The organism is Phreatobacter sp., from assembly GCF_027532945.1.
In the GTDB taxonomy this organism is placed as follows: domain Bacteria; phylum Pseudomonadota; class Alphaproteobacteria; order Rhizobiales; family Phreatobacteraceae; genus Phreatobacter.
Window position 1 is genome coordinate 35,251 of record NZ_JAPZTZ010000006.1, and the last position, 20,680, is coordinate 55,930.

Annotated in this window: 18 protein-coding genes; 9 read left to right on the plus strand and 9 right to left on the minus strand. The window is 68.3% G+C overall.

Annotated features, from left to right (window positions below; genetic code table 11):
* Positions 1-143: 143 nt before the first annotated feature.
* Positions 144-2,786: an aminopeptidase N gene (pepN, locus tag O9344_RS05700; protein ID WP_298474010.1), complete on the minus strand. Its 2,643-nt coding sequence runs from the start codon at positions 2,784-2,786 to the stop codon at positions 144-146.
* Between the two features lie 148 nt (positions 2,787-2,934).
* Between pepN and O9344_RS05705 the strand changes: the two genes are divergently transcribed.
* The gene (locus O9344_RS05705) at positions 2,935-3,756 is read left to right on the plus strand and encodes an alpha/beta hydrolase (RefSeq protein WP_298474013.1); all 822 of its coding nucleotides are present in this window, start codon (positions 2,935-2,937) and stop codon (positions 3,754-3,756) included.
* 67 nt (positions 3,757-3,823) lie between these two features.
* Positions 3,824-4,186, plus strand: a complete 363-nt coding sequence (locus O9344_RS05710; RefSeq protein WP_298474016.1) for a cytochrome c — start codon at positions 3,824-3,826, stop codon at positions 4,184-4,186.
* A 261-nt stretch (positions 4,187-4,447) separates the two neighbouring features.
* Here O9344_RS05710 and O9344_RS05715 read toward each other — a convergent pair whose 3' ends face one another.
* The 8 genes from O9344_RS05715 to O9344_RS05750 all read right to left on the minus strand — a co-directional run bounded on the left by O9344_RS05715 (position 4,448) and on the right by O9344_RS05750 (position 14,228).
* On the minus strand, positions 4,448-5,665 hold the full coding sequence (locus O9344_RS05715; protein WP_298474020.1) for an acyl-CoA dehydrogenase: 1,218 nt from the start codon (positions 5,663-5,665) through the stop codon (positions 4,448-4,450).
* A 70-nt stretch (positions 5,666-5,735) separates the two neighbouring features.
* A complete protein-coding gene (locus O9344_RS05720) occupies positions 5,736-6,965 on the minus strand; it encodes an MFS transporter (protein ID WP_298474022.1) in 1,230 nt (409 codons plus the stop codon).
* A gap of 82 nt (positions 6,966-7,047) precedes the next feature.
* Positions 7,048-8,664, minus strand: coding sequence for an ABC transporter ATP-binding protein (locus tag O9344_RS05725; protein ID WP_298474025.1), 1,617 nt, complete (start codon positions 8,662-8,664; stop codon positions 7,048-7,050).
* Positions 8,661-9,593: an ABC transporter permease gene (locus O9344_RS05730; protein ID WP_298474029.1), complete on the minus strand. Its 933-nt coding sequence runs from the start codon at positions 9,591-9,593 to the stop codon at positions 8,661-8,663. Before O9344_RS05730 ends, O9344_RS05725 begins: the two co-directional genes overlap by 4 nt.
* Positions 9,590-10,531, minus strand: a complete 942-nt coding sequence (locus O9344_RS05735; protein WP_298474032.1) for an ABC transporter permease — start codon at positions 10,529-10,531, stop codon at positions 9,590-9,592. The genes O9344_RS05730 and O9344_RS05735 overlap by 4 nt, the downstream gene beginning before the upstream one ends.
* A gap of 66 nt (positions 10,532-10,597) precedes the next feature.
* The gene (locus O9344_RS05740; protein ID WP_298474035.1) at positions 10,598-12,202 is read right to left on the minus strand and encodes an ABC transporter substrate-binding protein; all 1,605 of its coding nucleotides are present in this window, start codon (positions 12,200-12,202) and stop codon (positions 10,598-10,600) included.
* 148 nt (positions 12,203-12,350) lie between these two features.
* Complete coding sequence (locus O9344_RS05745; RefSeq protein ID WP_298474038.1) at positions 12,351-13,790, minus strand: amidase; 1,440 nt, start codon at positions 13,788-13,790, stop codon at positions 12,351-12,353.
* A gap of 78 nt (positions 13,791-13,868) precedes the next feature.
* On the minus strand, positions 13,869-14,228 hold the full coding sequence (locus tag O9344_RS05750) for a hypothetical protein (protein WP_298474040.1): 360 nt from the start codon (positions 14,226-14,228) through the stop codon (positions 13,869-13,871).
* Positions 14,229-14,339: 111 nt separating this feature from the next.
* On the opposite strand from O9344_RS05750, the gene O9344_RS05755 reads away from it, so the two are divergent.
* The 7 genes from O9344_RS05755 to O9344_RS05785 all read left to right on the plus strand — a co-directional run bounded on the left by O9344_RS05755 (position 14,340) and on the right by O9344_RS05785 (position 20,657).
* Positions 14,340-15,125: a hypothetical protein gene (locus O9344_RS05755; protein ID WP_298474043.1), complete on the plus strand. Its 786-nt coding sequence runs from the start codon at positions 14,340-14,342 to the stop codon at positions 15,123-15,125.
* A 95-nt stretch (positions 15,126-15,220) separates the two neighbouring features.
* The gene (locus O9344_RS05760; protein WP_298474045.1) at positions 15,221-16,156 is read left to right on the plus strand and encodes an FAD-dependent oxidoreductase; all 936 of its coding nucleotides are present in this window, start codon (positions 15,221-15,223) and stop codon (positions 16,154-16,156) included.
* A 98-nt stretch (positions 16,157-16,254) separates the two neighbouring features.
* Positions 16,255-17,451 (plus strand): M20/M25/M40 family metallo-hydrolase, encoded by a 1,197-nt coding sequence (locus O9344_RS05765; protein ID WP_298474047.1) that lies wholly within the window; start codon positions 16,255-16,257, stop codon positions 17,449-17,451.
* A gap of 84 nt (positions 17,452-17,535) precedes the next feature.
* Positions 17,536-18,459 (plus strand): dihydrodipicolinate synthase family protein, encoded by a 924-nt coding sequence (locus O9344_RS05770; RefSeq protein ID WP_298474049.1) that lies wholly within the window; start codon positions 17,536-17,538, stop codon positions 18,457-18,459.
* 355 nt (positions 18,460-18,814) lie between these two features.
* On the plus strand, positions 18,815-20,038 hold the full coding sequence (locus tag O9344_RS05775) for a site-specific integrase (protein WP_298474052.1): 1,224 nt from the start codon (positions 18,815-18,817) through the stop codon (positions 20,036-20,038).
* A 36-nt stretch (positions 20,039-20,074) separates the two neighbouring features.
* On the plus strand, positions 20,075-20,353 hold the full coding sequence (locus O9344_RS05780; RefSeq protein WP_298474055.1) for a type II toxin-antitoxin system RelE/ParE family toxin: 279 nt from the start codon (positions 20,075-20,077) through the stop codon (positions 20,351-20,353).
* A 13-nt stretch (positions 20,354-20,366) separates the two neighbouring features.
* Positions 20,367-20,657 (plus strand): HigA family addiction module antitoxin, encoded by a 291-nt coding sequence (locus O9344_RS05785; protein ID WP_298474058.1) that lies wholly within the window; start codon positions 20,367-20,369, stop codon positions 20,655-20,657.
* The last annotated feature ends 23 nt before the right edge of the window (positions 20,658-20,680 follow it).

Consider the following 20,680-nt stretch of genomic DNA (forward strand, 5'->3'; position numbering starts at 1 on the left):
TGTCCCCCGTCGAATCCTGGATAATCCGGTCCGGAGTCCGAGCCCCAGCCCCCCCGAATCGCGGTCATAAGAATCGATTTGGACGACTCCTGTCTAGAGTCGCCGAATCGCGAAATCGGAAATTTTTGGTTAACGCCTTAGGACTATTTGCCGGGCTCGCTGAGCATCCGGTCGACGATGTCGCGCACGTCGGGCGACAGGCTCGCACCCCCCGCCACACGCTCCAGCGCGGCCCTCGCGAGAGACCGCCGGCCGGCCTCCAGTGCCCGCCAGCTGCGGAAGGCCTGGAGCAGGCGCGCCGCCACCTGCGGATTGCGCGGATCGGTGTCGATCACCACCCGCGCCAGGAAGGCATAGCCCGCCCCGTCCGGCCGGTTGAACTGCGTGGCATTGCCCGCGGCGAAGCCGCCGACGAGGGCCCTGAGGCGGTTCGGATTGCCCATGGCGAAGGCGGGATCGGCCAGCAGCGCCTCGACGCGGGCGAGCGTGGCCTCCTCGGGGATCGCCGCCTGGAGGGCCAGCCACTTGTCGAGGATGAGCGCGTCCGCGCGGTAGCGCTCGCGGAAGGCGGCGAGCGCCGCCTCGCGCCGCGCGCCCGGGTGCTGGGCCAGCACGGCGAGTGCGGCGAAGCGATCGGTCATGTTGTCGGCGCCGGCGAAGCGCGCCTCCACCACGGCGAGGCGGGCATCCTCGCCGGTGGCCGCCCAGAGATCGAGCGCGACATTGACCAGCGCCCGGCGGCCGGCGGAGGTCGCATCGGGGCTGTAGGGGCCGGGTGTGGCGAAGCGCTCCCGCAAGGCGGCGAGCCGGTCGCCGAGGGCCGTGGACACGTGCAGCTTCAGCGCCTTGCGCGCGGCGAAGACGGCGGCGGGATCGACCTCGGCCCCCATCTCGCGGGCAATGTCGGCTTCCGAGGGCAGGGTGAGCGCCTGGGCGGCGAAGGCGGGATCCGCCGCCGCGCCGTCGATGACATTGGCGAGGGCCGCGGCGATGGCATCCGCCCCGGCCGCACGGGTGTTGCCGCGGCTTGCGGCGACGAGATGGTCCGTCGCCAGCGACTGGATCGCCTGCCAGCGGTTATAGGCATCGCCATCATGCCGGGCGAGGAAGGCGAGGTCCTCGGCCGTGAGGTCGGTCTTCAGGGCCACCGGCGCGGAGAAGCCGCGATTGATGGAGAGCACGGGCCGCGTCGGGTGGCCGGAGAAGGTGACCGTCTTCTGCGGCTCGTCGAGCGTGAGGACGGCGGCGACCTGCCGCCCGTCCTCATCGAGCAGCGGCCGGTCGCGGCCGTCCTCGCCGACGAGGCCGAAGGCGAGCGGGATCACCATGGAATGCTTGTCGGTCTGGCCGGGGGTTGGCCGGTGGCGCTGGACCAGCGTCACGGTGAAGGTGCCGGCGACGGCGTCGTGGCGGGTCGCGACGCTGACCTCCGGGGTGCCGGACTGGCGATACCAGAGGAAGAAGGCGGTGAGGTCGCGACCGCTCGCCTCGGCGAAACAGGCGATGAAATCCTCGACCGTCGCGGCATCCCCGTCGTGGCGGGAAAGGTAGAGATCCATGCCGGCGCGGAAGGCCGTCTCGCCGATGAGCACTTTCAGGGCACGGATCACCTCGGCGCCCTTCTCATAGACGGTCGCCGTGTAGAAATTGTTGATCTCGTGGTAGATTTCCGGGCGGACAGGATGGGCGAGGGGGCCCGCGTCCTCGGCGAACTGATGGCTCTTGAGCAGCCGTACGTCGGCGATGCGCTTCACCGCCCGCGAGCGCATGTCGGAGGAGAATTCCTGGTCGCGGAAGACCGTGAGGCCCTCCTTCAGGCAAAGCTGGAACCAGTCGCGGCAGGTGATCCGGTTGCCGGTCCAGTTGTGGAAATATTCGTGGGCGATGATCGCCTCGATGGCCGCATAGTCCTGGTCGGTGGCGGTGTCGGGCAGGGCCAGCACATATTTGTCGTTGAAGATGTTGAGGCCCTTGTTCTCCATCGCGCCCATGTTGAAGTCGGACACGGCAACGATGTTGAAGACGTCGAGGTCGTATTCGCAGCCGAAGGCCTCTTCGTCCCAGCGCATGGAGCGCTTCAACGCGTCCATGGCATAGGCGCAGCGGTCCTCCTTGCCATGCTCGACATAGATGCCGAGTGCGACTTCGCGCCCCGAGCGCGCGGTGAAGCTGTCGGTGACCACCGCAAGGTCGCCGCCAACGAGGGCGAAGAGATAGCTCGGCTTCGGGTGCGGGTCGTGCCAGACGGCATAGTGCCGGCCATCGGGAAGGTCGCCCGCCTCGACGAGGTTGCCGTTGCCGAGGAGGACGGGTGCGGTCTTCTTCTCGGCCTCGATCCGCGTCGTGTAGACGGCGAGCACATCAGGCCGGTCGGGAAAGTAAGTGATGCGGCGGAAGCCCTCGGCCTCGCACTGGGTGCACCAGGTACCCGACGAGCGGTAGAGCCCCATGAGCTGGGTGTTGGCCTGCGGGTCGACCACGGTCTCGACCGTAAGCTGGAACGGGGTCTGCGGCGGGCGGTGGATGGTCAGGCGCTCGGGCGTCGCAGCATAGGCATCCGCCGCCAGCGCTACGCCGTCGATGGCGATGACCTCAAGCGTCAGGCCGTCCCCGTCGAAGGTGAGCGGCGCGCCGGCGCGTCCCTCAGGGTGGGGTGCGACATCACTGGTCGCGCGGATGCGCGTCGCGGTCGGGTGCAGCACCACGTCGAGATGCACCTGCGTCACCACATGGTCGGGCACCCGGTAGTCCGAGAGTTTCACGGGTGTCGCCTGGTCGCTGCGCATGTGCCGAATCCTGCCGATGGCCCCGGCGCGGGGCGGCGCGACCCTAGTCCATGACGGCGCCCGGCGGAATGGCGGACCGGCGGCAGCGGCGCTGGCATCGTCGGACCTCCTAGGGCAGCATGCGCGCCGCCGATCGGAAAGACCCGCCATGCCTCTCGACCTCGACGCCCAGTACAACAACCGCGCCATGGTGCCGGACCATCCCGCCATCATGGCTGGCTGGGCGCGCGATGCGGCGGCCTATCGCGCCGCGCGGCCGGATGCGGCGCTCGATCAGGCCTATGGCACCGGCGAGCGCCACCGCTACGATCTCTTTCCCGCGCCTGCGCCGCGTGAGGGGGCGCCGATCCTGCTCTTCATCCACGGCGGCTACTGGCAGGCCCTCGACAAGACCTCGTTCAGCCACATGGCGGCGGGCGCCAATGCCCATGGCCTCGACGTGGCGGTGATGAGCTACGACCTCTGCCCGCAGGTGAAGCTCGCCAAGATCGTCGATGACGTCATCGCCTGTATCCGGGTGCTGCACGAGCGCAGCGGCCGGCGCGTGCAGCCCTTCGGCCATTCCGCCGGCGGGCATCTCGCCGCCTGCATGGCCGCCGCGAACTGGCGAGCGATCGGCGAGTTCTCCGACCTCATCGCCGCGGCCATGCCCATTTCCGGGCTGTTCCATCTTGCCCCCCTGGTGCCGACCTTCGTCAACAAGGCCATGGGCATGGATGCGGGTGAGGCGGCGTCGCTCTCGCCGCTCGTCTGGTCGCCGCCATCGGGCCTCAGGGTGACGGTGGTGGTGGGGGGTGACGAATCCGCCGAATATCACCGCCAGACGCGCGCGCTCTGCGACTGCTGGGGCGCGCTCGGCGTCGCGGCAAAGGAGATCGTCGTTCCCGGCGCCAACCATTTCACCGTCATCGCCCCCTTCGCCGATCCGGCCTCGGCGCTGACGGCGGAGCTGGTGGCGCTCGCCGGTTGATCGACCGCAACGCGGCGCAGGGCCGGGCGTGGGAGAATTTCATTCGTTCCACCGCCCGGAGTCCCCCATGCGCCGCAGCCTCGTCACCGCCCTGACCCTTGCCGTCGGCCTCGCCCTCGGTGTGTCGGCCGCCGCCGCCCAGAGCCGGCAGGTGCTGATCCAGCGGGGCGAGGCGCTCGTGCGGCAGAACTGCTCGCTCTGCCACGCGGTTGGTCGCGAGGGCGCGAGCCCCTATCCCAACGCGCCGCTCTTCCGCGAATTGTCGAAGCGCTATCCGGTGGACGTGCTGGAGGAGGCGCTCGCCGAGGGCTTCACCTCAGGCCATCCGGCCATGCCGGAATTCACCTTTTCGGCCGAGCGCGCCGCAGCCATCGTCGCCTATCTGTCGTCCATCCAGGTAGATCCCAACGCTCGCCCGCAGCGGCGGTGAGGGCAGAGCTGTGCCCCCACCTCTCCCCGGCGGGGAGAGGTCGGCCGAAGGCCGGGAGAGGGGGCTCTTGGTCCTTGCGAAAGCTCCCCCTCTCCCGCCTCGCTGCGCTCGTCGACCTCTCCCCGCCGGGGAGAGGTGCGGGCTGCGCCCTTCATGCCCCCCGTGGAGCCGCTGCGGTCCTGCGTGAAGCCCTGTCGGTCCCCAAAAGCAGAAGGCCCGGCGCGGTGGCCGGGCCTTCCCAATCCGTCCGTCGAACGGCGATCAGAAGAACGCCTGGATGCCCGTCTGGGCACGGCCGAGGATCAGCGCGTGCACGTCGTGGGCGCCCTCGTAGGTGTTGACCGTCTCGAGGTTCACCATGTGGCGGATGACATGGTACTCGGCCGAGATGCCGTTGCCGCCGTGCATGTCGCGGGCGAGGCGGGCGATATCGAGGGCCTTGCCGCAATTGTTGCGCTTCATCAGCGAGATGGCCTGCGGCGCGAAGTTGTGGCCCTCCATCAGCCGGCCGAGGCGCAGCGCGCCGTGCAGGCCAAGCGTGATCTCGGTCTGCATGTCCGCGAGCTTCTTCTGGACGAGCTGGGTGGCCGCCAGCGGCTTGCCGAACTGCTTGCGATCCAGCGTGTACTGGCGGGCGCGGTGCCAGCAATCCTCGGCCGCGCCCATGGCGCCCCAGGCGATGCCGTAGCGGGCGCGGTTGAGGCAGCCGAAGGGGCCCGACAGGCCCTTGGCGTTGGGGAGCATGTTCTCCGCCGGCACGAAGACGTCGTCGAGGACGATCTCGCCGGTGATCGAGGCGCGAAGCGAGACCTTGCCCTCGATCTTCGGGGTCGAGAAGCCCTTCATGCCGCGCTCGACGATGAAGCCGCGGATGGCCTCGTCGGTCTTGGCCCAGACCACCGCCAGATCGGAGATCGGCGAGTTGGTGATCCACATCTTCGCGCCCTTGAGGATGTAGCCGCCATCGACCTTGGTCGCGCGGGTCTTCATGCCCGCAGGATCAGAGCCGGCATCGGGCTCGGTCAGGCCGAAGCAGCCGACCCACTCACCGCTGGCGAGCTTCGGCAGGTACTTCTTGCGCTGCGCCTCGGAGCCATAGGCGTAGATCGGATACATCACCAGCGAGGACTGCACCGAGCAGGCCGAGCGATAGCCGGAATCGACACGCTCCACCTCGCGGGCAATGAGGCCATAGGCGACATAGCCGAGGTCGGCGCCGCCATATTCGGAGGGAAGCGTCGAGCCGAGGAGGCCGAGCTCGCCCATCTCGGTCATGATCTCGCGGTCGAAGCGCTCCTCGAGGAAGGCCGAGGTGACGCGCGGCAGCAGCTTCTCCTGGCAATAGGTGCGGGCGGTCTCCTGCACCATGCGCTCTTCTTCGGTGAGCATGCCGTCGAGGTTCAGCGGGTCTTCCCAGTTGAACTCCTCGCTGTCCTTCACATAGGAGCCGGAAGCGGGGGTGATTGCGGCGACAGCCATGGCAATGATCCTCGAAAGAATGATGCCGATGTCTTAGGGCAGGAACCCTGCATCGCCAAGCGGTGGATGGTCATAGGCCTCCTGCCGTCGCGGCGGGGGCGGGCAGGGCGACGAGCCGTGCCAGCGGCGAGGCGAGGCAGGCGAGGGCTGAAGCCGCGAAGGCGATGGCCACGAGGCCGAGCGCCGCATCGAGCCCGAAGGCCTGCGCCGTGGCACCGCCGGCCAGCGCACCAAGCGGCCTGACGCCGTAGATCGCCACCTGGATCGTCGCGGTGACGCGTCCCATCAGCTCGGGCGGCGTGACGATCTGCCGGACGGTAAGCTGCATGACCAGCCAGAGGATCGGGCCGAAGCCGATCAGCGCGAAGGCAAGGCCCGCAAGGCCGATGCCGCCGAAGGTCGGAGCTACGAGGATGGCGATCGCCGCCAGCGCCGAGACGCAGGGGCCGAAGACCAACAGCACCCGCGGCTGCAGCTTCGCGAGCAGGGCCGGGGCGGCGAGCGCGCCGGCAATCATGCCGAGGCCGGCAAAACCCTGGGCGAGGCCGGCGCCGGCCGCATCGGTGCCGAGCCGCGAAAGGGCGAAGGGCACGAAGACCGCGAGCAGGGCGATGAAGGCGAAGTTCCAGAACACGGCGCAGAGCGCGATGGCCCGCAGCAGCGGCTGCCGGATGACGAAGCGGGTGCCCTCGGCAATGGCGGTGAGCACCGGCGGGCGCGCCGCGGGCGGCGCGTCGGCGGGGCGCAGGCCCGTGCCGAGCACCAGCGCGCCAAGGGCCAGCACCGCGGCGAGCGGATAGGCGGCGGCAGGCGAGAGCCACGTCGCAAGCAGGCCGACCAGAACCGGGGCCGCGGCGGTCGCCAGCGCCCGTGCAAGCTCGATCCGCGCATTGGCGACCGGCAGGCCCGCCGCCGGGACCATGCGCGGGACGAGGCCGACCTGCACCAGCACGAAGGTCACGGTGCCCGCCGAGGCGACGAAGACCGCCGCCGCCAGAAGCCATGGCAAGGCCAGTTCCGCCGCCGCGATGGCCGCCGCCATGCCGGCGAGGCCGAGCGCCAGGGCGATACGGATGACGCGCTTTGCCGGCAGGCGGTCCACCACCACGCCGGCGGGAAGCGAGACGATGAGCCAGGCCGCCGTCTGGGCGGCGACAAGCAGGCCGACCAGCGCCGGACCAGCGCCGAGCAGCAGCACGGCGGTGACGGGGAGAGCGGCCAGCGCAATCTGGTCGGCGGCCTGGACCAGGGCGGCCGTGGCGAAGAGGCGGGGGAAGGCCGAGGGCGGGCGAGGGGTCATGGCGGGGCTCCTGTCCCGCAGACCCTGTCAGCGCGGAAGCCGCGCCGACACCCGATCCCTGCACCCGTTTTCTGCGCGGCCCTCAGGCGACGCGCGCGAACTGGAAGTTCCGTCCCGGCGCCGCCTCGAACAGCGAGCGCGTATAGGCGTGCTGCGGATTGGCGAAGACCTCGGCCGTGCGCCCGTGCTCCACCACCACGCCGTTCTGCATCACCGCGATCCGGTCGCAGATCTGCGCAGCGACGCGCAGGTCGTGGGTGATGAACAGCACGGCGAGGTCGAACTTCTTCCGGACGTCGTCGAGGAGGTCGAGCACCTGCGCCTGCACCGACACGTCGAGGGCGGAGACTGCCTCGTCGGCGATGAGGATCTCCGGCTCCATGGCAAGCGCCCGGGCGATGCAGATGCGCTGGCGCTGGCCGCCCGAGAACTGGTGCGGATAGCGGTCGAGCGCATCCGGCGACAGGCCGACGAGCTTCATCAGGTCGCGCGCCTTGGCGACGGCATCGGCCTCGGACATGCCGAAATTCATCGGCCCCTCGATGATCGAGGCTCCGACCGACCGGCGCGGGTTCAGCGAGCGATAGGGGTCCTGGAAGACGATCTGGCAGTGCTTGCGATGGGGCCGGAGCTGCCGCTCCGGCAGCTTGGCAATGTCCATATTGCCCACGACGATGCCGCCCGAGGTCGGCTCGATGAGCCTGGCGATGCAGCGGGCCACCGTCGACTTGCCCGAGCCGCTCTCGCCGACGATGCCCAGCGTCTCGCCGCGACGGACGCGGATCTCGACATCGGCAGCGGCGCGCACCTCGCGCTTCTTCTGGAAGAAGCCGCCGCCGCCATAGACCTTGCAGAGCTTCACCGTCTCCAGGGCGACCTCGCCGGTGCGATCCTCGCGCTGCGGCGGGGTGAGCGTCGGCACGGCGTTGATGAGCATCTTGGTGTAGGGGTGCTGCGGGTTGGTCAGCACCTCCGTCGCCGTGCCGGTCTCGACCACGTGGCCCTTCTGCATGACGACGACGCGGTGGGCGATCTCGGCCACCACGCCGAAATCGTGGGTGATGAACAGCACGCCGGTGCCGCGGCGCTCCTGCATCTCGGCAACGAGCTTGAGGATCTGCGCCTGGGTCGTCACGTCGAGTGCGGTCGTCGGCTCGTCGGCGATGAGCAGGGCCGGGTCGAGCACCAGCGCCTGGGCGATCATGATGCGCTGGCGCTGGCCGCCGGAGAGCTGGTGCGGATAGGCGTCGTACATCTTGATGGGATCCGGCAGGCGCACCGATTCCATGACCGCGATCACCTTCTCCTTCCGCTCGGTGGCGGGAAGGTCGGTGTGGATGCGCAGCACCTCGTCGATCTGTTCGCCGCAGGTGACGACCGGGTTCAGCGCCGTCATCGGCTCCTGGAAGATCATCGACATGCGCGTGCCGCGCAGGTCGCGCAGCCGGTTGGCGCTCGCCTTCAGAACGTTCTCGCCCTCCAGCAGGATCTCGCCGCCGGCAACCGTGAGCTGGCCCTTCGGCAGGAGCCCCATCACCGCATGGGAGGACACCGACTTGCCGGAGCCGGACTCGCCGACGACGCAGACGATCTCGCCGGGATTGACGGTGAGCGAGACGTTCTCGACTGCGAACTTGCGGTCAGCGCCCTTGGGCAGCTGGACCGTGAGATTGCGGATCTCGAGGATGGGGCCGGTCATCCGCGCTTCTCCATTTTCGGATCGAGCGTGTCGCGCAGCCCGTCGCCGAGCATGTTCACGGCGAGCACCGTGAGGGCGAGGAAGATGCCCGGATAGAGGATGTTGTGGGGGAAGATGCGGAAGAGCTGGCGGCCCTCCGCCATGATGTTCCCCCAGGTCGGCACATCCGGCGGGATGCCGATGCCGAGGAAGGACAGGATGGCTTCCACCAGGATCGCCGAGGCGCAGATGAAGGTGCCCTGGACGATCAGCGGGGCCACCGTGTTCGGCAGGATGTGGCGGATGATGAGCTTCAGGGTCGGCGTGCCGGCCGTGACGGCGGCCTCCACGTAGGGCTCCTCGCGCACCGACAGCACGACGGATCGGACGAGGCGCACGACGCGCGGCACCTCCGGCACGACGATGGCGATGATGACGGAGGCCAGTCCCGCCCGCGACAGCGATACCACTGCGATGGCGAGCAGGATGGCGGGGATCGCCATGAGCCCGTCCATGATCCGCATGATGATGCTGTCGAGCCAGCGGAAATAGCCGGCCGCCATGCCGATCACCAGGCCGATGCTGACCGAGAGGATGGCGACGGAAATGCCGATGAAGATGGAGACGCGGGCGCCGTAGACGACGCGGGAGAAGACGTCACGGCCGAGCGTGTCCGTGCCCATGTAATGGGTGACCGTAGCGCGCGTGCCGTCGTCCATCCGCATGGTGCTGGTTGCCATCGGCACGCGGTTGCGGGCGCCGGGATTGATGGCGGTCGGGTCGGAGGTGGCGATGAGCGGCGCGATGAGGCCGATGCAGACCATCACCAGCACGATGGCGACGCCGACCACGACATTGGGGCTGCGCAGCAGCTTGCGCCAGACCGTCGGCTTGGCGGGCAGCGGGACCGCGGTTTCCGCCACGGGCGAGGAAGAGGCTGGGGCGGTCAATAGCGGATCCTCGGATCGAAGATCGTGTAGGACAGGTCGACGATCAGGTTGATGAGGACATAGACGAAGGAAAAGGCGAGGATGATCGCCTGGATCACCGGGAAGTCGCGCGCGAGCACCGCGTCCACCGTCAGGCGGCCGAGGCCGGGGATCGAATAGACGCTCTCCGTCACCACCACGCCGCCGATCAGCAGGGCGACGCCGATGCCGACCACGGTGACGATGGGCACCGCCGCGTTCTTCAGGGCGTGCTGGAACAGAACCTTCACTTCCGTCTGGCCCTTGGCGCGGGCGGTGCGGATGTAGTCCTCAGACAGGACCTCCAGCACGCTGGTGCGGGTCATGCGCGCGATGAGCGCGATGTAGATGACCGAGAGCGTGAAGGCCGGCAGCACCAGGCTGCGGAACCACGGGAAGACGCCGCCGCTGATCCGCTGGTAGCCCTGGACCGGGAACCAGCCGAGCTTGATGGCGAAGATGTAGATGAGCAGGTAGCCGATGACGAAGACCGGCACCGAGAAGCCGATGACCGAAAAGCCCATCACCACGCGGTCGATCCAGGTGCCCTGCCGGTAGGCGGCAAGGACGCCGAGCGGGATGGCGATGACGACGGCGAGGACGATGGTGAGGAAGGCGAGCGACAGGGTCGGCTCGATGCGCTCGGAGATGAGCTCGAAGACGGTCTTGCGGAAGAAGAAGCTCTCGCCGAGGTCGCCGCGCAGGATGCTGCCGAGCCAGATGAAGAACTGCTGCAGGATAGGCTCTTCGAGGCCGAGCTTGGTGCGGATGTCGAGGATCTGCTGGGTGGTGGCGTTGTCGCCGGCGATGATCGCGGCCGGGTCGCCCGGGGTGAGCCGTAGCATCAGGAACACCATCACGGCGACGGTGAACAAGACGGGCACGGTCGCCGCAAGGCGTCGGAGGATATAGGAAATCATGATGGAAAAGGCCTGTGGCAATGAGGAGACGGCGGCCGGACTGCCCGGCCGCCGGTCGTCACATGCTCACGCGCCGCGGCCCTTTTCGATGTTCCAGAACACCGGGGCGGGCGCTTCCAGCCAGCCCGAGATGTTCGACCGGTGGGCGCCCGGCTGGTACCACTGACCCAGATGGATATGGGTCGGGGCCTCGGCGACGCGGCGCTGCACCGCCTCGGCGATCTGCTTCTGCTCGGCTTCCGAGCCGGCGCGGGCAAAGCGGGCGCGCAGGGCCTCGATCTCCGGATCGTTCGGCCAGCCGAAGGCGGCACGGTCGCCCGAGGCGTTGAAGAAGCCGGCCATGACCGGGTTGAGGATGTCGGCGGCAACCCACGAGGTGAGCATGGCCGACCAGCCGCCCTGCGTCGGCGGATCGCGCTTCACGCGGCGGGCGACGACCGTCTGCCAGTCCATGGACTGCATGTCGACGACGAAGCCGGCGCGCTCGAAGAGCTGCTTGGCGACCGGGGCGAGGTTGGTGAGCACCTGCAGGTCGGTCGAGTGCAGCAGCACCACCGGCTCGCGGGCATAGCCGGCCTCCTGGAGGAGCTGGCGCGCCTTGGCGAAGTTGCTCTCGAGCTTGTCCTCCATGCCGGCCAGCGTCTCAAGCGGCGAGCCGCAGACGAACATGGCCTTGCAGACCTTGTAGTACTCGGGATCGCCGATCGTTGCCTTCAGGAAGTCCTCCTGGTTGAGCGCGTAGAGCGCCGCCTGGCGGATCTTCGGATTGTTGAACGGCGCCGTCGTGTGATTGAAGCGCAGCGTGTACTGGTTGCCGAGCACGTTCCAGTTGTGCAGCTTGACGTTGCGGTCGGCCTTCAGCAGCGGCAGCAGGTCATGGCTCGGCGCTTCGATCAGGTCGATTTCGCCGGCCTGCAGCGCGTTGATCGCCTGCTGCTGGTCGGTGATGACGCGCCACTCGACGCGGTCCACCTTGGCGACCTTGCCGCCGGCAAGGCCGGACGCCGGCTCGGAGCGCGGACGATAGCCCTGGAACTTGGCGTAGACGGCCCGGTCGCCCGGCCTCCACTCGTCACGCACGAACATGAAGGGACCGGAGCCGACGAACTCGGTGATCTGCGTCTGCGGATCGGTCTCGGCGACGCGCTTCGGCATCATGAAGGGCACGTTCGAGGACGGCTTGCCGAGGGCGAAGATGAGGAGGCCCGTCGCCTCTTTCAGCTTGATCTCGAAGGTCTTGGGGTCCTTCGCGTCCATCGAGGCGATGAAGCCCATCACCGTCTGGCCGAGTGGGTCGCGGGCGGCCCAGCGACGGATGGAGGGGATGATGTCGGCGGTGGTGACGGGCTGGTTGTCGTGCCACATCAGGCCGTCGCGCAGCGTGAACGTGTAGGTGAGCTTGTCGTCGCTCACCGTATAGCGGTCCACCATCTGCGGCTGGACCTGACCCTTCGAATCGAGCGCGAAGAGCGTGTCGTAGATCATGTAGCCGTGGTTGCGGACGATGTAGGCGGTCGTCCAGATCGGATCGATGATGCGCAGGTCGGAATGCATGACCACGCGCAGCACATTGGCGGCACCCTGCGCCGAGGCGCCCGAGGCCCCTGCCAGCGCGCCGGCTGCCGCGGCACCTGCCACGACGGTGCGGCGGGACATCTTGACGGATTTCATGATCACTCTCCCCTGGAACGACACGGCTGGACCTTGTGCAAGCCGATCCCTGACCGCACGGAGACCGGATGAGACGATGGTTGGTGAGAGGGTGTCAATCCCGTTGCGCAGGCAACAGTCGCGCAAAAACCGTGCAGACGTCTGATGTCTAGGCGGGCCGGTGCGGCATCGGGACGCGCGCCGGCGGGCGCTCGGATTCGAAGGCGCGCATGGCCTTGAGAACCGTCGCCTCCTGCCGCTTCCAGCCGACGATCTGCAGGCCGATCGGCAACCCTTCCCCGTCGAGGCCGCAGGGCACCGTCCCGGCCGGCTGCTGCGTAACGTTGAACGGCGGCGTGTAGGGGCACCAGTCTGTCCACAGCGGCCCCCATGCGGACTGGCCGGCGAAGCCCGGCGGCGGCAGGTCGGCGCCGAGCGGAATGGCTCCCGTGGGCATGGTCGGCGTGATCATCAGGTCGTAGCGCTCGAAGAAGCCGGCCATGGCGATGACCGCCTTCGTCCGGCGATAGAGCAGGGCGTCGATGAGGGCGGAGGCGGGGAACCGCGCGCCGGTCTCGGCGCAGGCGACGAGGCCGGGATCCATCTCGCGGCGCTGCTCCGGCGTGAAGGCCGAGAGGGCGAGCGCCGCGCCGGCGTTCCAGATGTCCCAGGCGATGGGGGCCGGGTCCTCCAGCGGCGGATCGACCTCCTCGACGATGGCCCCCATGGCGGCGAAGGTGGCGGCAGCCGCGGCGACCGCCCGCTCCACCTGGGGGTCGAGCTTTGTCACGAAGCCGAGCCGCGGCGAATAGGCGATCCGGAGGCCGCGGACGCCGTCATTGATGCCGACGCCGTAATCCGGCGCCGGGGTGTTCCACGCCATCGGGTCGCGCTTGTCCGGGCCCGAGAGGATGGTCAGCAGGGCTGCGACCTCCCTGACGTCGCGGGCGATGGGGCCGAGATGGGCGAGTTCGCCCATGACCGAGATCGGATAGGCCGGCACCCGTCCATAGGTTGCCTTGATGCCGGAGACGCCGCAGAAGGCGGCGGGGATGCGGATGGAGCCGAGCCCGTCCGAGCCGAGATGGAACCGGCCGATGCCGAGCGCTGCCGCCACGGCGCCGCCCGAAGTCGAGCCGCCGGCCGTGCGATCAAGGTTCCAGGGGTTGCGGGTATGGCCGGTGAGCGGCGAGGTCGACAGGCCGATCCAGCCGAATTCCGGCATGGTCGTGGTGCCGAGAATGACAAGGCCCGCCTCCTTGCAGCGCGCGGTGACCGGCGCGTCGAAGGTGACGGGGGCGGGGGGTGCGACCTTCGAGCCCTTCATCGACGGCCAGCCGGCGACCGCCATATTGTCCTTGATCGTCACGCCAACGCCGTCAAAGGGGCCAAGCGGCTCGCCCTTCGCCCAGCGCGCCTCCGATTCGCGCGCCCATCCGAGCGTCCGCTCGCGGTCGATCAGCGCGAAGGCATTGACGGTTGACTGGCTCGCCTCGGCCCGGTCCAGCGCGTCTTTCGCCGCCTCCACCGGCGACAGGCGCCGTTTCCTGAAAGCGTCCCCGAGCGCGAAGGCGTCGAGATCGGAGATGGCAGTGGCGTGGACGGTCATGGGAACTCCTGACCGGAGGCTGGCACGGTGTACTACCCCACGGTCAAGGGGGGCGTTCGCTTGAGCCCCATGCGTCCGTCAGACGTGACGGCGCCGGCGCCGTCCCTTGCGCGCCGCCTTGATGGCGGCGATCCGCTCCACGTCCTCAAGCTGGAGGTGGACGCCGCGTTCGAGGATTTCCAGCGTGTATTCCTCATAGGTGAGGCCCAGCCGGTCGGCCTTCTCCATCCGGAACCGCATCACATCCGGCGAGACCTTTTTCCAGGCCTCTGCATGGGCGCGTTTCCAGTAGAGGAAGCGCTGGATGTCGCCCTTGCCCCAGGGTGGCGTGTGCTTCTCGTCCTCCAGCGGCGGTCCGCCATTGTGGCGAGGGGAGGGGGCGCGAAGCGGGGCCGCCGCCGTCGATGGTCTGCTCCGCCGCTGCCGTTTCAGCCACATGCCATTCTCTCTCAAGAGAGATGATAAATCCATCATAATGGAATATTTGGCAAGGCCATGCTTGACCGGCAGCGCGTGGCGCGATCCAACCGGGAGATGGGAGGCGTCTGCATGGCCAACGACAACTGGGCGAGCCTTGCCCGCATCGGCATGTTCATCGTCGGCCGCGAGGTTGTGCCCGAGGCGGAGTGGTGGGCCATGGCGCCGCCGGGCGTGTCGATCCACGCCGCCCGCGTCACGGCCGGCACGCCATGGGCACCCTGGACCGCCGGCCGGTCAGGCGTGACGCTGTGCGACGATCTCCTCCGCGGCTGCCGGGATTTCGCCGCCATCGGCGTCGACGTCGCGGTGCTCGGCCATTCCTCCAGCAGCATCGTCGGCGGGGCGGGCTGGGACGAGGCGGCGATCGCAGCGCTCGGTGCGGCGCTGGGCAGCGCGGTGCGGCCGACGACCAATGGCGCCGATGTTCGCGCGGCGCTCGCCCATCTCGGCGTGAGCCGGCCCTTCCTGGTCATGCCCGCCTGGATGTCCGATGGCGTGCTCGCGGCCGCGGCGCGCTACCTTGAGGCCCATGGCACCCCGGCATCCGCCGTCTGGCGCTATCGGCCGCCCGCGCCCTGGGATGCGTTGCCACCCGACGGGCTCTATCCCGCGGGGATGGCGACGGCGCAGGAGACCGAGCGTCTGATGACTCAGGTGCTCGACCATTGTCCCGCCTCCGCCGACGGCGTTCTCCTCGCCGGCACCGGATTTCGTTGTGTCGGGATTATCGACGCGCTGGAGAAGCGCCTCGCAAGGCCGGTGGTGACGGCCAACCAGGCGAGCCTCTGGAACGCCCTGCGCCTTGCCGGTGTCACGGCGCGGCGCGAGGGCTACGGGACCTTGCTCGCGGGGTGAGGCCTTCACGTGCCGCCCTCTGCACGGCCTGCCGGGATGATCGCTCGCGCCACCCCGCGCGTAGATCCACCGCACGATATGGGAAGGGTATGCGCATGACAGGACGATGGGCGGTGATCGGGGCAGGCATAGCGGGTCTTGCGGCCGCGCGGCGCCTCGTCGGCGCAGGGTGTGACGTCAGCGTCTTCGACAAGAGCCGCGGCGTTGGCGGCCGCATGGCGACGCGCCGCGCCGAGGGCCTGCAATTCGACCACGGCGCGCAGTTCTTCACCGCCCGCGGTGACGGCTTCGTCCGCGAGGTCGAGGCCCTGGTCGCCGATGGCGGTGCCGCCGCCTGGGGCGAGGTCGGCTATGTCGGCACGCCCGGCATGAGCGCCGTCGGCCGGGCCTTCTCCCGCGGGCTGTCCCTCGTGCCGAGCCGGACCGTCACGCGTCTCGACCGTGCCGCCGACGGCTGGCGCCTCGCCACCGCCGAGGGCGACGGGACGATGACCGAGGCCTTCGACGGCGTCGTCGTCGCCGTGCCGGCGCCGCAGGCCAAGCCGCTCCTCGCCTCCGCCGGCATCGACTGGTCGGGCATCAGCCGCGCCCGCTACGCCCCGTGCTGGGCGATGATGCTGGCCTTCGCCGGCATCGAGAACCCGATCGGCCTGTCGCTGAAGCCGACCGACGAGGCCATCGGCTGGATCGCCACCGATTCCTCCAAGCCCGGCAGGGCCGGCGGCGCCACGACCTATGTGGTCCATGCGACGCCCGCCTGGTCGCGCCAGCATCTCGAGCGAACCCCGGAGGAGGCGGCAGCCATGCTGCTCGCCCGCTTCCAGGTGCTGACCGGCCTGCAGGCGGCGCCGAGCTATCTCGCCGCCCATCGCTGGCGCTTTGCGCTGGTCGAGCAGACGGCCGGCGCGCCCTTCCTCTATGACGAGGCCCGTGCCATCGGCGCCTGCGGCGACTGGTGCCTCGGCGCGCGGGTGGAAGCCGCCTTCGACAGCGGCGACGGCCTTGGCGCCGCCATCGCCGGCCGGGCCTGACCGGCGCGGGCAAGGCAGGGCGGCTCTGCCATCCCTGCACTTTTCCTCTCGTCGCCGCCGGGCATGATGCGGGTCCTCCGATTGCCAGGACCAACATCATGATTCAGCACGACGCCCAAGCCGCCCTCGACCGACTGATGCGCTTCCTCTCCATCGAGGGCGTGACCGGCGAGGAGAAGGCCATTGCCGAGGACGTGGCGAAGGCGCTTCAGGAAGCCGGGGTGCCCGCCGAGGCGATCGCCTATGACGACGCCAACACCCGCATTCCCGTGCCGACCCAGACCGGCAACCTGATCGTCAAGATCCCCGGCCGCGGCGCCCTCGGCAATGCCGAGCCGATCATGTTCATGACCCATCTGGACACGGTGCCGCTCTGCGCCGGCGCCAAGCCCCGCATCACCGGCGACAAGATCGTGTCCGGTGGCGACACCGCGCTCGGTGGCGACAATCGCACCGGCTGTGCCGTGCTCGTGTCGCTGGCGGCCGAACTCGCCAAGCAGAGCCTCGACCACCCGCCGCTGGTGCTCGTCTTCTGCGTGCGCGAGGAGAGCGGCCTGTGGGGCGCCCGCTACATCGATCTCGACATGCTCGGGCCCGTCTCCATGGGCTTCAACTATGACGGCTCGCGGCCGGCGGATGTCGTCACCGGCGCGGTCGGCGGCGATGGCTGGTCGGTCGAGATCTTCGGCCGCGCCTCCCATGCCGGCGTTGCCCCCGAGCGCGGCATCTCCTCCAGCATGGTCGCTGCCATGGCGCTGGCCGATGCGCAGGCCAATGGCTGGTTCGGCAAGGTGGTGAAGGGCGACAAGGCCGGCACCAGCAATGTCGGCACCATCGCCGGCAAGGATGGCCGCGGCGCGGGCGATGCCACCAATGTCGTCACCGACTATTGCTACGTGGAGGGCGAGAGCCGCAGCCACGACATGGCCTTCGTCGATGCCATCACCGATGCCTTCGAGGCCGCCTTCGTGAAGGCCGGCAAGACGCTCGCCTCCAGCGAGGGCAAGACGGCGCGTGTCGTCTTCTCCCGCCAGCGCAAGTACCACTCCTTCTCCCTCGATCGGGAGTCGGCGGTGGTCCGCCGCGGCATCAAGGGCGTGGAGGCCATTGGCCTTGCGCCGAACCCGCGCCTCGTCAATGGCGGCCTCGATGCCAACTATCTCTGCCTGCACGGCATTCCGACCGTCACCTTTGGCGCCGGCCAGAACGAGGCGCATACGGTGGACGAGTGGGTGGATATTCCGGCCTTCCAGAATGCCTGCCGCCTCGCCATCGCGCTCGCCACGGCGCGCTGAGCCGCAACGATCCCGCGCCGCCGGTTCGCCGGCGGCGCACCCATCCGAGTTCGCCACCAGAGCGGACCACCCCGAGGAAATCCCATGGCCTTCCAGCGCCCCTATCGCGGCGTCTTTCCCGTCGCGCCCACCATCTTCCACGACGACGGCACGCTCGACCTCGATGGTCAGCGCCGCTGCATCGACTTCATGATCGATGCGGGGTCCGAGGGCCTGTGCATCCTCGCCAATTTCTCCGAGCAATTCGTGCTGACGGATGCCGAGCGCGAGACGGTGATGGAGGCGGTGCTCGCCCATGTCGCGGGCCGCGTGCCGGTGATCGTCACCACCACCCATTTCGCCAGCCATATCTGCGCCGAGCGCTCGCGCCGGGCGCAGGATCTCGGCGCCGCCATGGTGATGATCATGCCGCCCTATCACGGTGCGACCTTCCGGGTGGCCGAGCCCGCGATCGAGGCCTTCTTCCAGCGCGTGTCGGACGCGATCTCCATCCCCATCATGATCCAGGATGCGCCGGTGGCCGGCACGCCGCTATCGCCGGCCTTCCTCGCGAAGATGGCGCGGGAGATCGACAACGTCGCCTATTTCAAGATCGAGGTGGCGCAAGCCGCCGCGAAGCTGCGGACGCTGCTGGAGCTCGGCGGCGAGGCCATCGAGGGACCCTGGGACGGCGAGGAGGCGATCACGCTGATGGCCGATCTCGATGCGGGCGCAACCGGCGCCATGACCGGTGGCGGCTATCCCGACGGGATCCGCGCCATCATGGATCCGTTCCGCGCCGGCGACCGCGCCACGGCGAAGCGGGCCTATGAGCGCTGGCTGACGCTGATCAACCACGAGAACCGCCAGTGCGGGCTCTCGGCGGCGAAGATCCTGATGCAGGCGGGCGGCGTGATCCGCTCCGCGGCGGTCCGCCATCCCCTGTCACTGCCGCATCTGGCTGCCCAGGCCGAGCTGATCGAACTCGCACGCGAGCGCGATGCGGTCGTGCTCCGCTGGGGGCGGTGAGGGTAGGGGCGCTCGCCCCCCCCCCCGTGAACGCGCAAAAGCCCCGCCGGTTTTGCCGTGCGGGGCTTTTGAGTGTTGGTTGCGGGGGCCAGATTTGAACTGACGACCTTCAGGTTATGAGCCTGTTTTTTGCGGCTCCGTGGAATTCCATCCTGCAACCTGACTATCGATTTTTTCCGTTTTATATCAATAATATGTGGTGCAGGCTGTAACATCATGTTCCGCCCCGATCCTCGACATTCTGCTACCCATATGCTACCCGGAATGACGCTCGGAATGCTGCCGTACGGCCCACCCAAATGGCCAAGTCCGGCACGCATCCGCACCCCGCCGCCGTCATTCAGGACCCGTCGCCATGCCTCAGAACTTCACCGATCTGATGCTGCGCAAGCTCACATCCGAAGGCCAGGCCCGCGTTGAAATCTGGGATGCCCGTATCCCCGGCTTTGGTCTGCGGGTCTCAAGCGCAGGCACCAAGACCTTCGTGCTCGTATACCGCCATCGGGGACGCCCGCGCCGCCTGACCTTGGGGCGCTATCCGATCCTCTCGCTCGCAGACGCCCGCACCAAGGCCACGCAGGCGCTGCTCGCCGTCAACGAGGGTGTCGATCCGGGCTTGGTCGAACAGGCGGAGGACGATCTGGCCTATCAGTTCGACGCCGTCGTGACCGCATTCGTGAAGGCGCATTGCGCCGTACACAACAAGGCAAGCACCGCGAAGGAAACCGAGCGTTTGCTCCGCAAGCACTTCGTGAGCGCCTGGAAGAAGCGCGACGTGCGGGATATCCGCCCCCCGCACATCAACGACATCCTCGACGCCCTCGTGGAGGCCGGAAAGCCAAGCGAGGCCAATCACGCTCTCGGGGTCATCAAGACCCTGTTCGGTTGGTGCGTCGACCGCGACATGATCGCGGTCAGCCCCGCCACAAAAATCAAGAAGCCCGCTAAGCACGGCTCACGATCCCGCGCGCTCTCGGAAGGTGAGCTTCAGCGCCTCTGGCCTGTGCTGGAAGACGAGGGGTACCCCTTCGGCACTATGACCAAGCTGTTGCTCCTAACCGGGCAGCGGCGGGGCGAGGTGACGCAAATGAAATGGTCGCAGCTCGATCTTGCCGCCAAGACCTGGCTCATTCCGGCCGAACTCTCAAAGAATGGGCGCGAGCATCTGGTGCCGCTCTCGGACCACGCCATGGCCATCATCACCTCCATCCCGAAGGACCAGAACGACCTTGTGTTCCCCGCGCGCGGCAACGGCGAGAACGTCGTCTCGGGCTTCACAAGGGCCAAGAACCGGCTCGATCGCCTATCGGGCATCAAGGACTGGACGCTCCATGACCTGCGCCGCACGGCGGCGACCCATCTCGCCAAACTCGGCACACCGCCCCACATCATCGAGCGTGTGCTGAACCACGTCTCGGGCAGCTTTGCGGGGGTGGCCGGGGTCTATAACCGCCATCCGTATTTCGAGGAAATGCGTTCGGCCTTGCAGGCCTGGGGCGAGCAAGTGGCCGCCATGCCGGCGCACGAAAGCAGTGCCTCGCAACGCGCATCCGAACGCCAGCCGCAACCCAATGCTTGACAAATGTCAATTGACATTTTACATTGAGAGTTGAATATGATCGATAGCTTTGCGCATAAAGGCCTGAAACGGTTTTATGAAAGTCAGGACGAGCGCAAGCTTCCGCCAGACATGGTTGAGCGGATCGCCATTCTTCTGGCAGCGCTCGACGAGGCGAAGGTCATCGAGGATTTGGATCGCCCGAGCTTCCGGCTACATAAGCTGAAGGGTGATCTGGCAGGATACTGGTCGATCACAGTACGCGCGAATTGGCGCATCGTGTTCAGGTTCGAAGACGGCAATGCGTCGAACGTGGACTTTTTGGACTATCACTAGGAAGGAGGACGCCATGCCGATGAAAAACCCGCCGCACCCCGGCCTTGGCCTGCGCGACGATCTCGTCGAGCTAGGATGGTCCGTGGCCGAGGCTGCCGTAGCCCTGGGGATCACGCGCCAGCAACTCTACAACGTCATCAACGGCAAGAGCGCCATCACGCCCGATATGGCCATTCGCCTTGAGAAGGGGATTGGCAGCACTGCCGATGCCTGGCTCCGGATGCAGGCCGCGTTCGATCTGGCCCAGGCACGCCTCCGCACGGCGTCGCTGAACGTCAAGAAGCTCGCACCAAAAGTGGCCTGAGGGGCGAGGGGAAACGAAGTGGG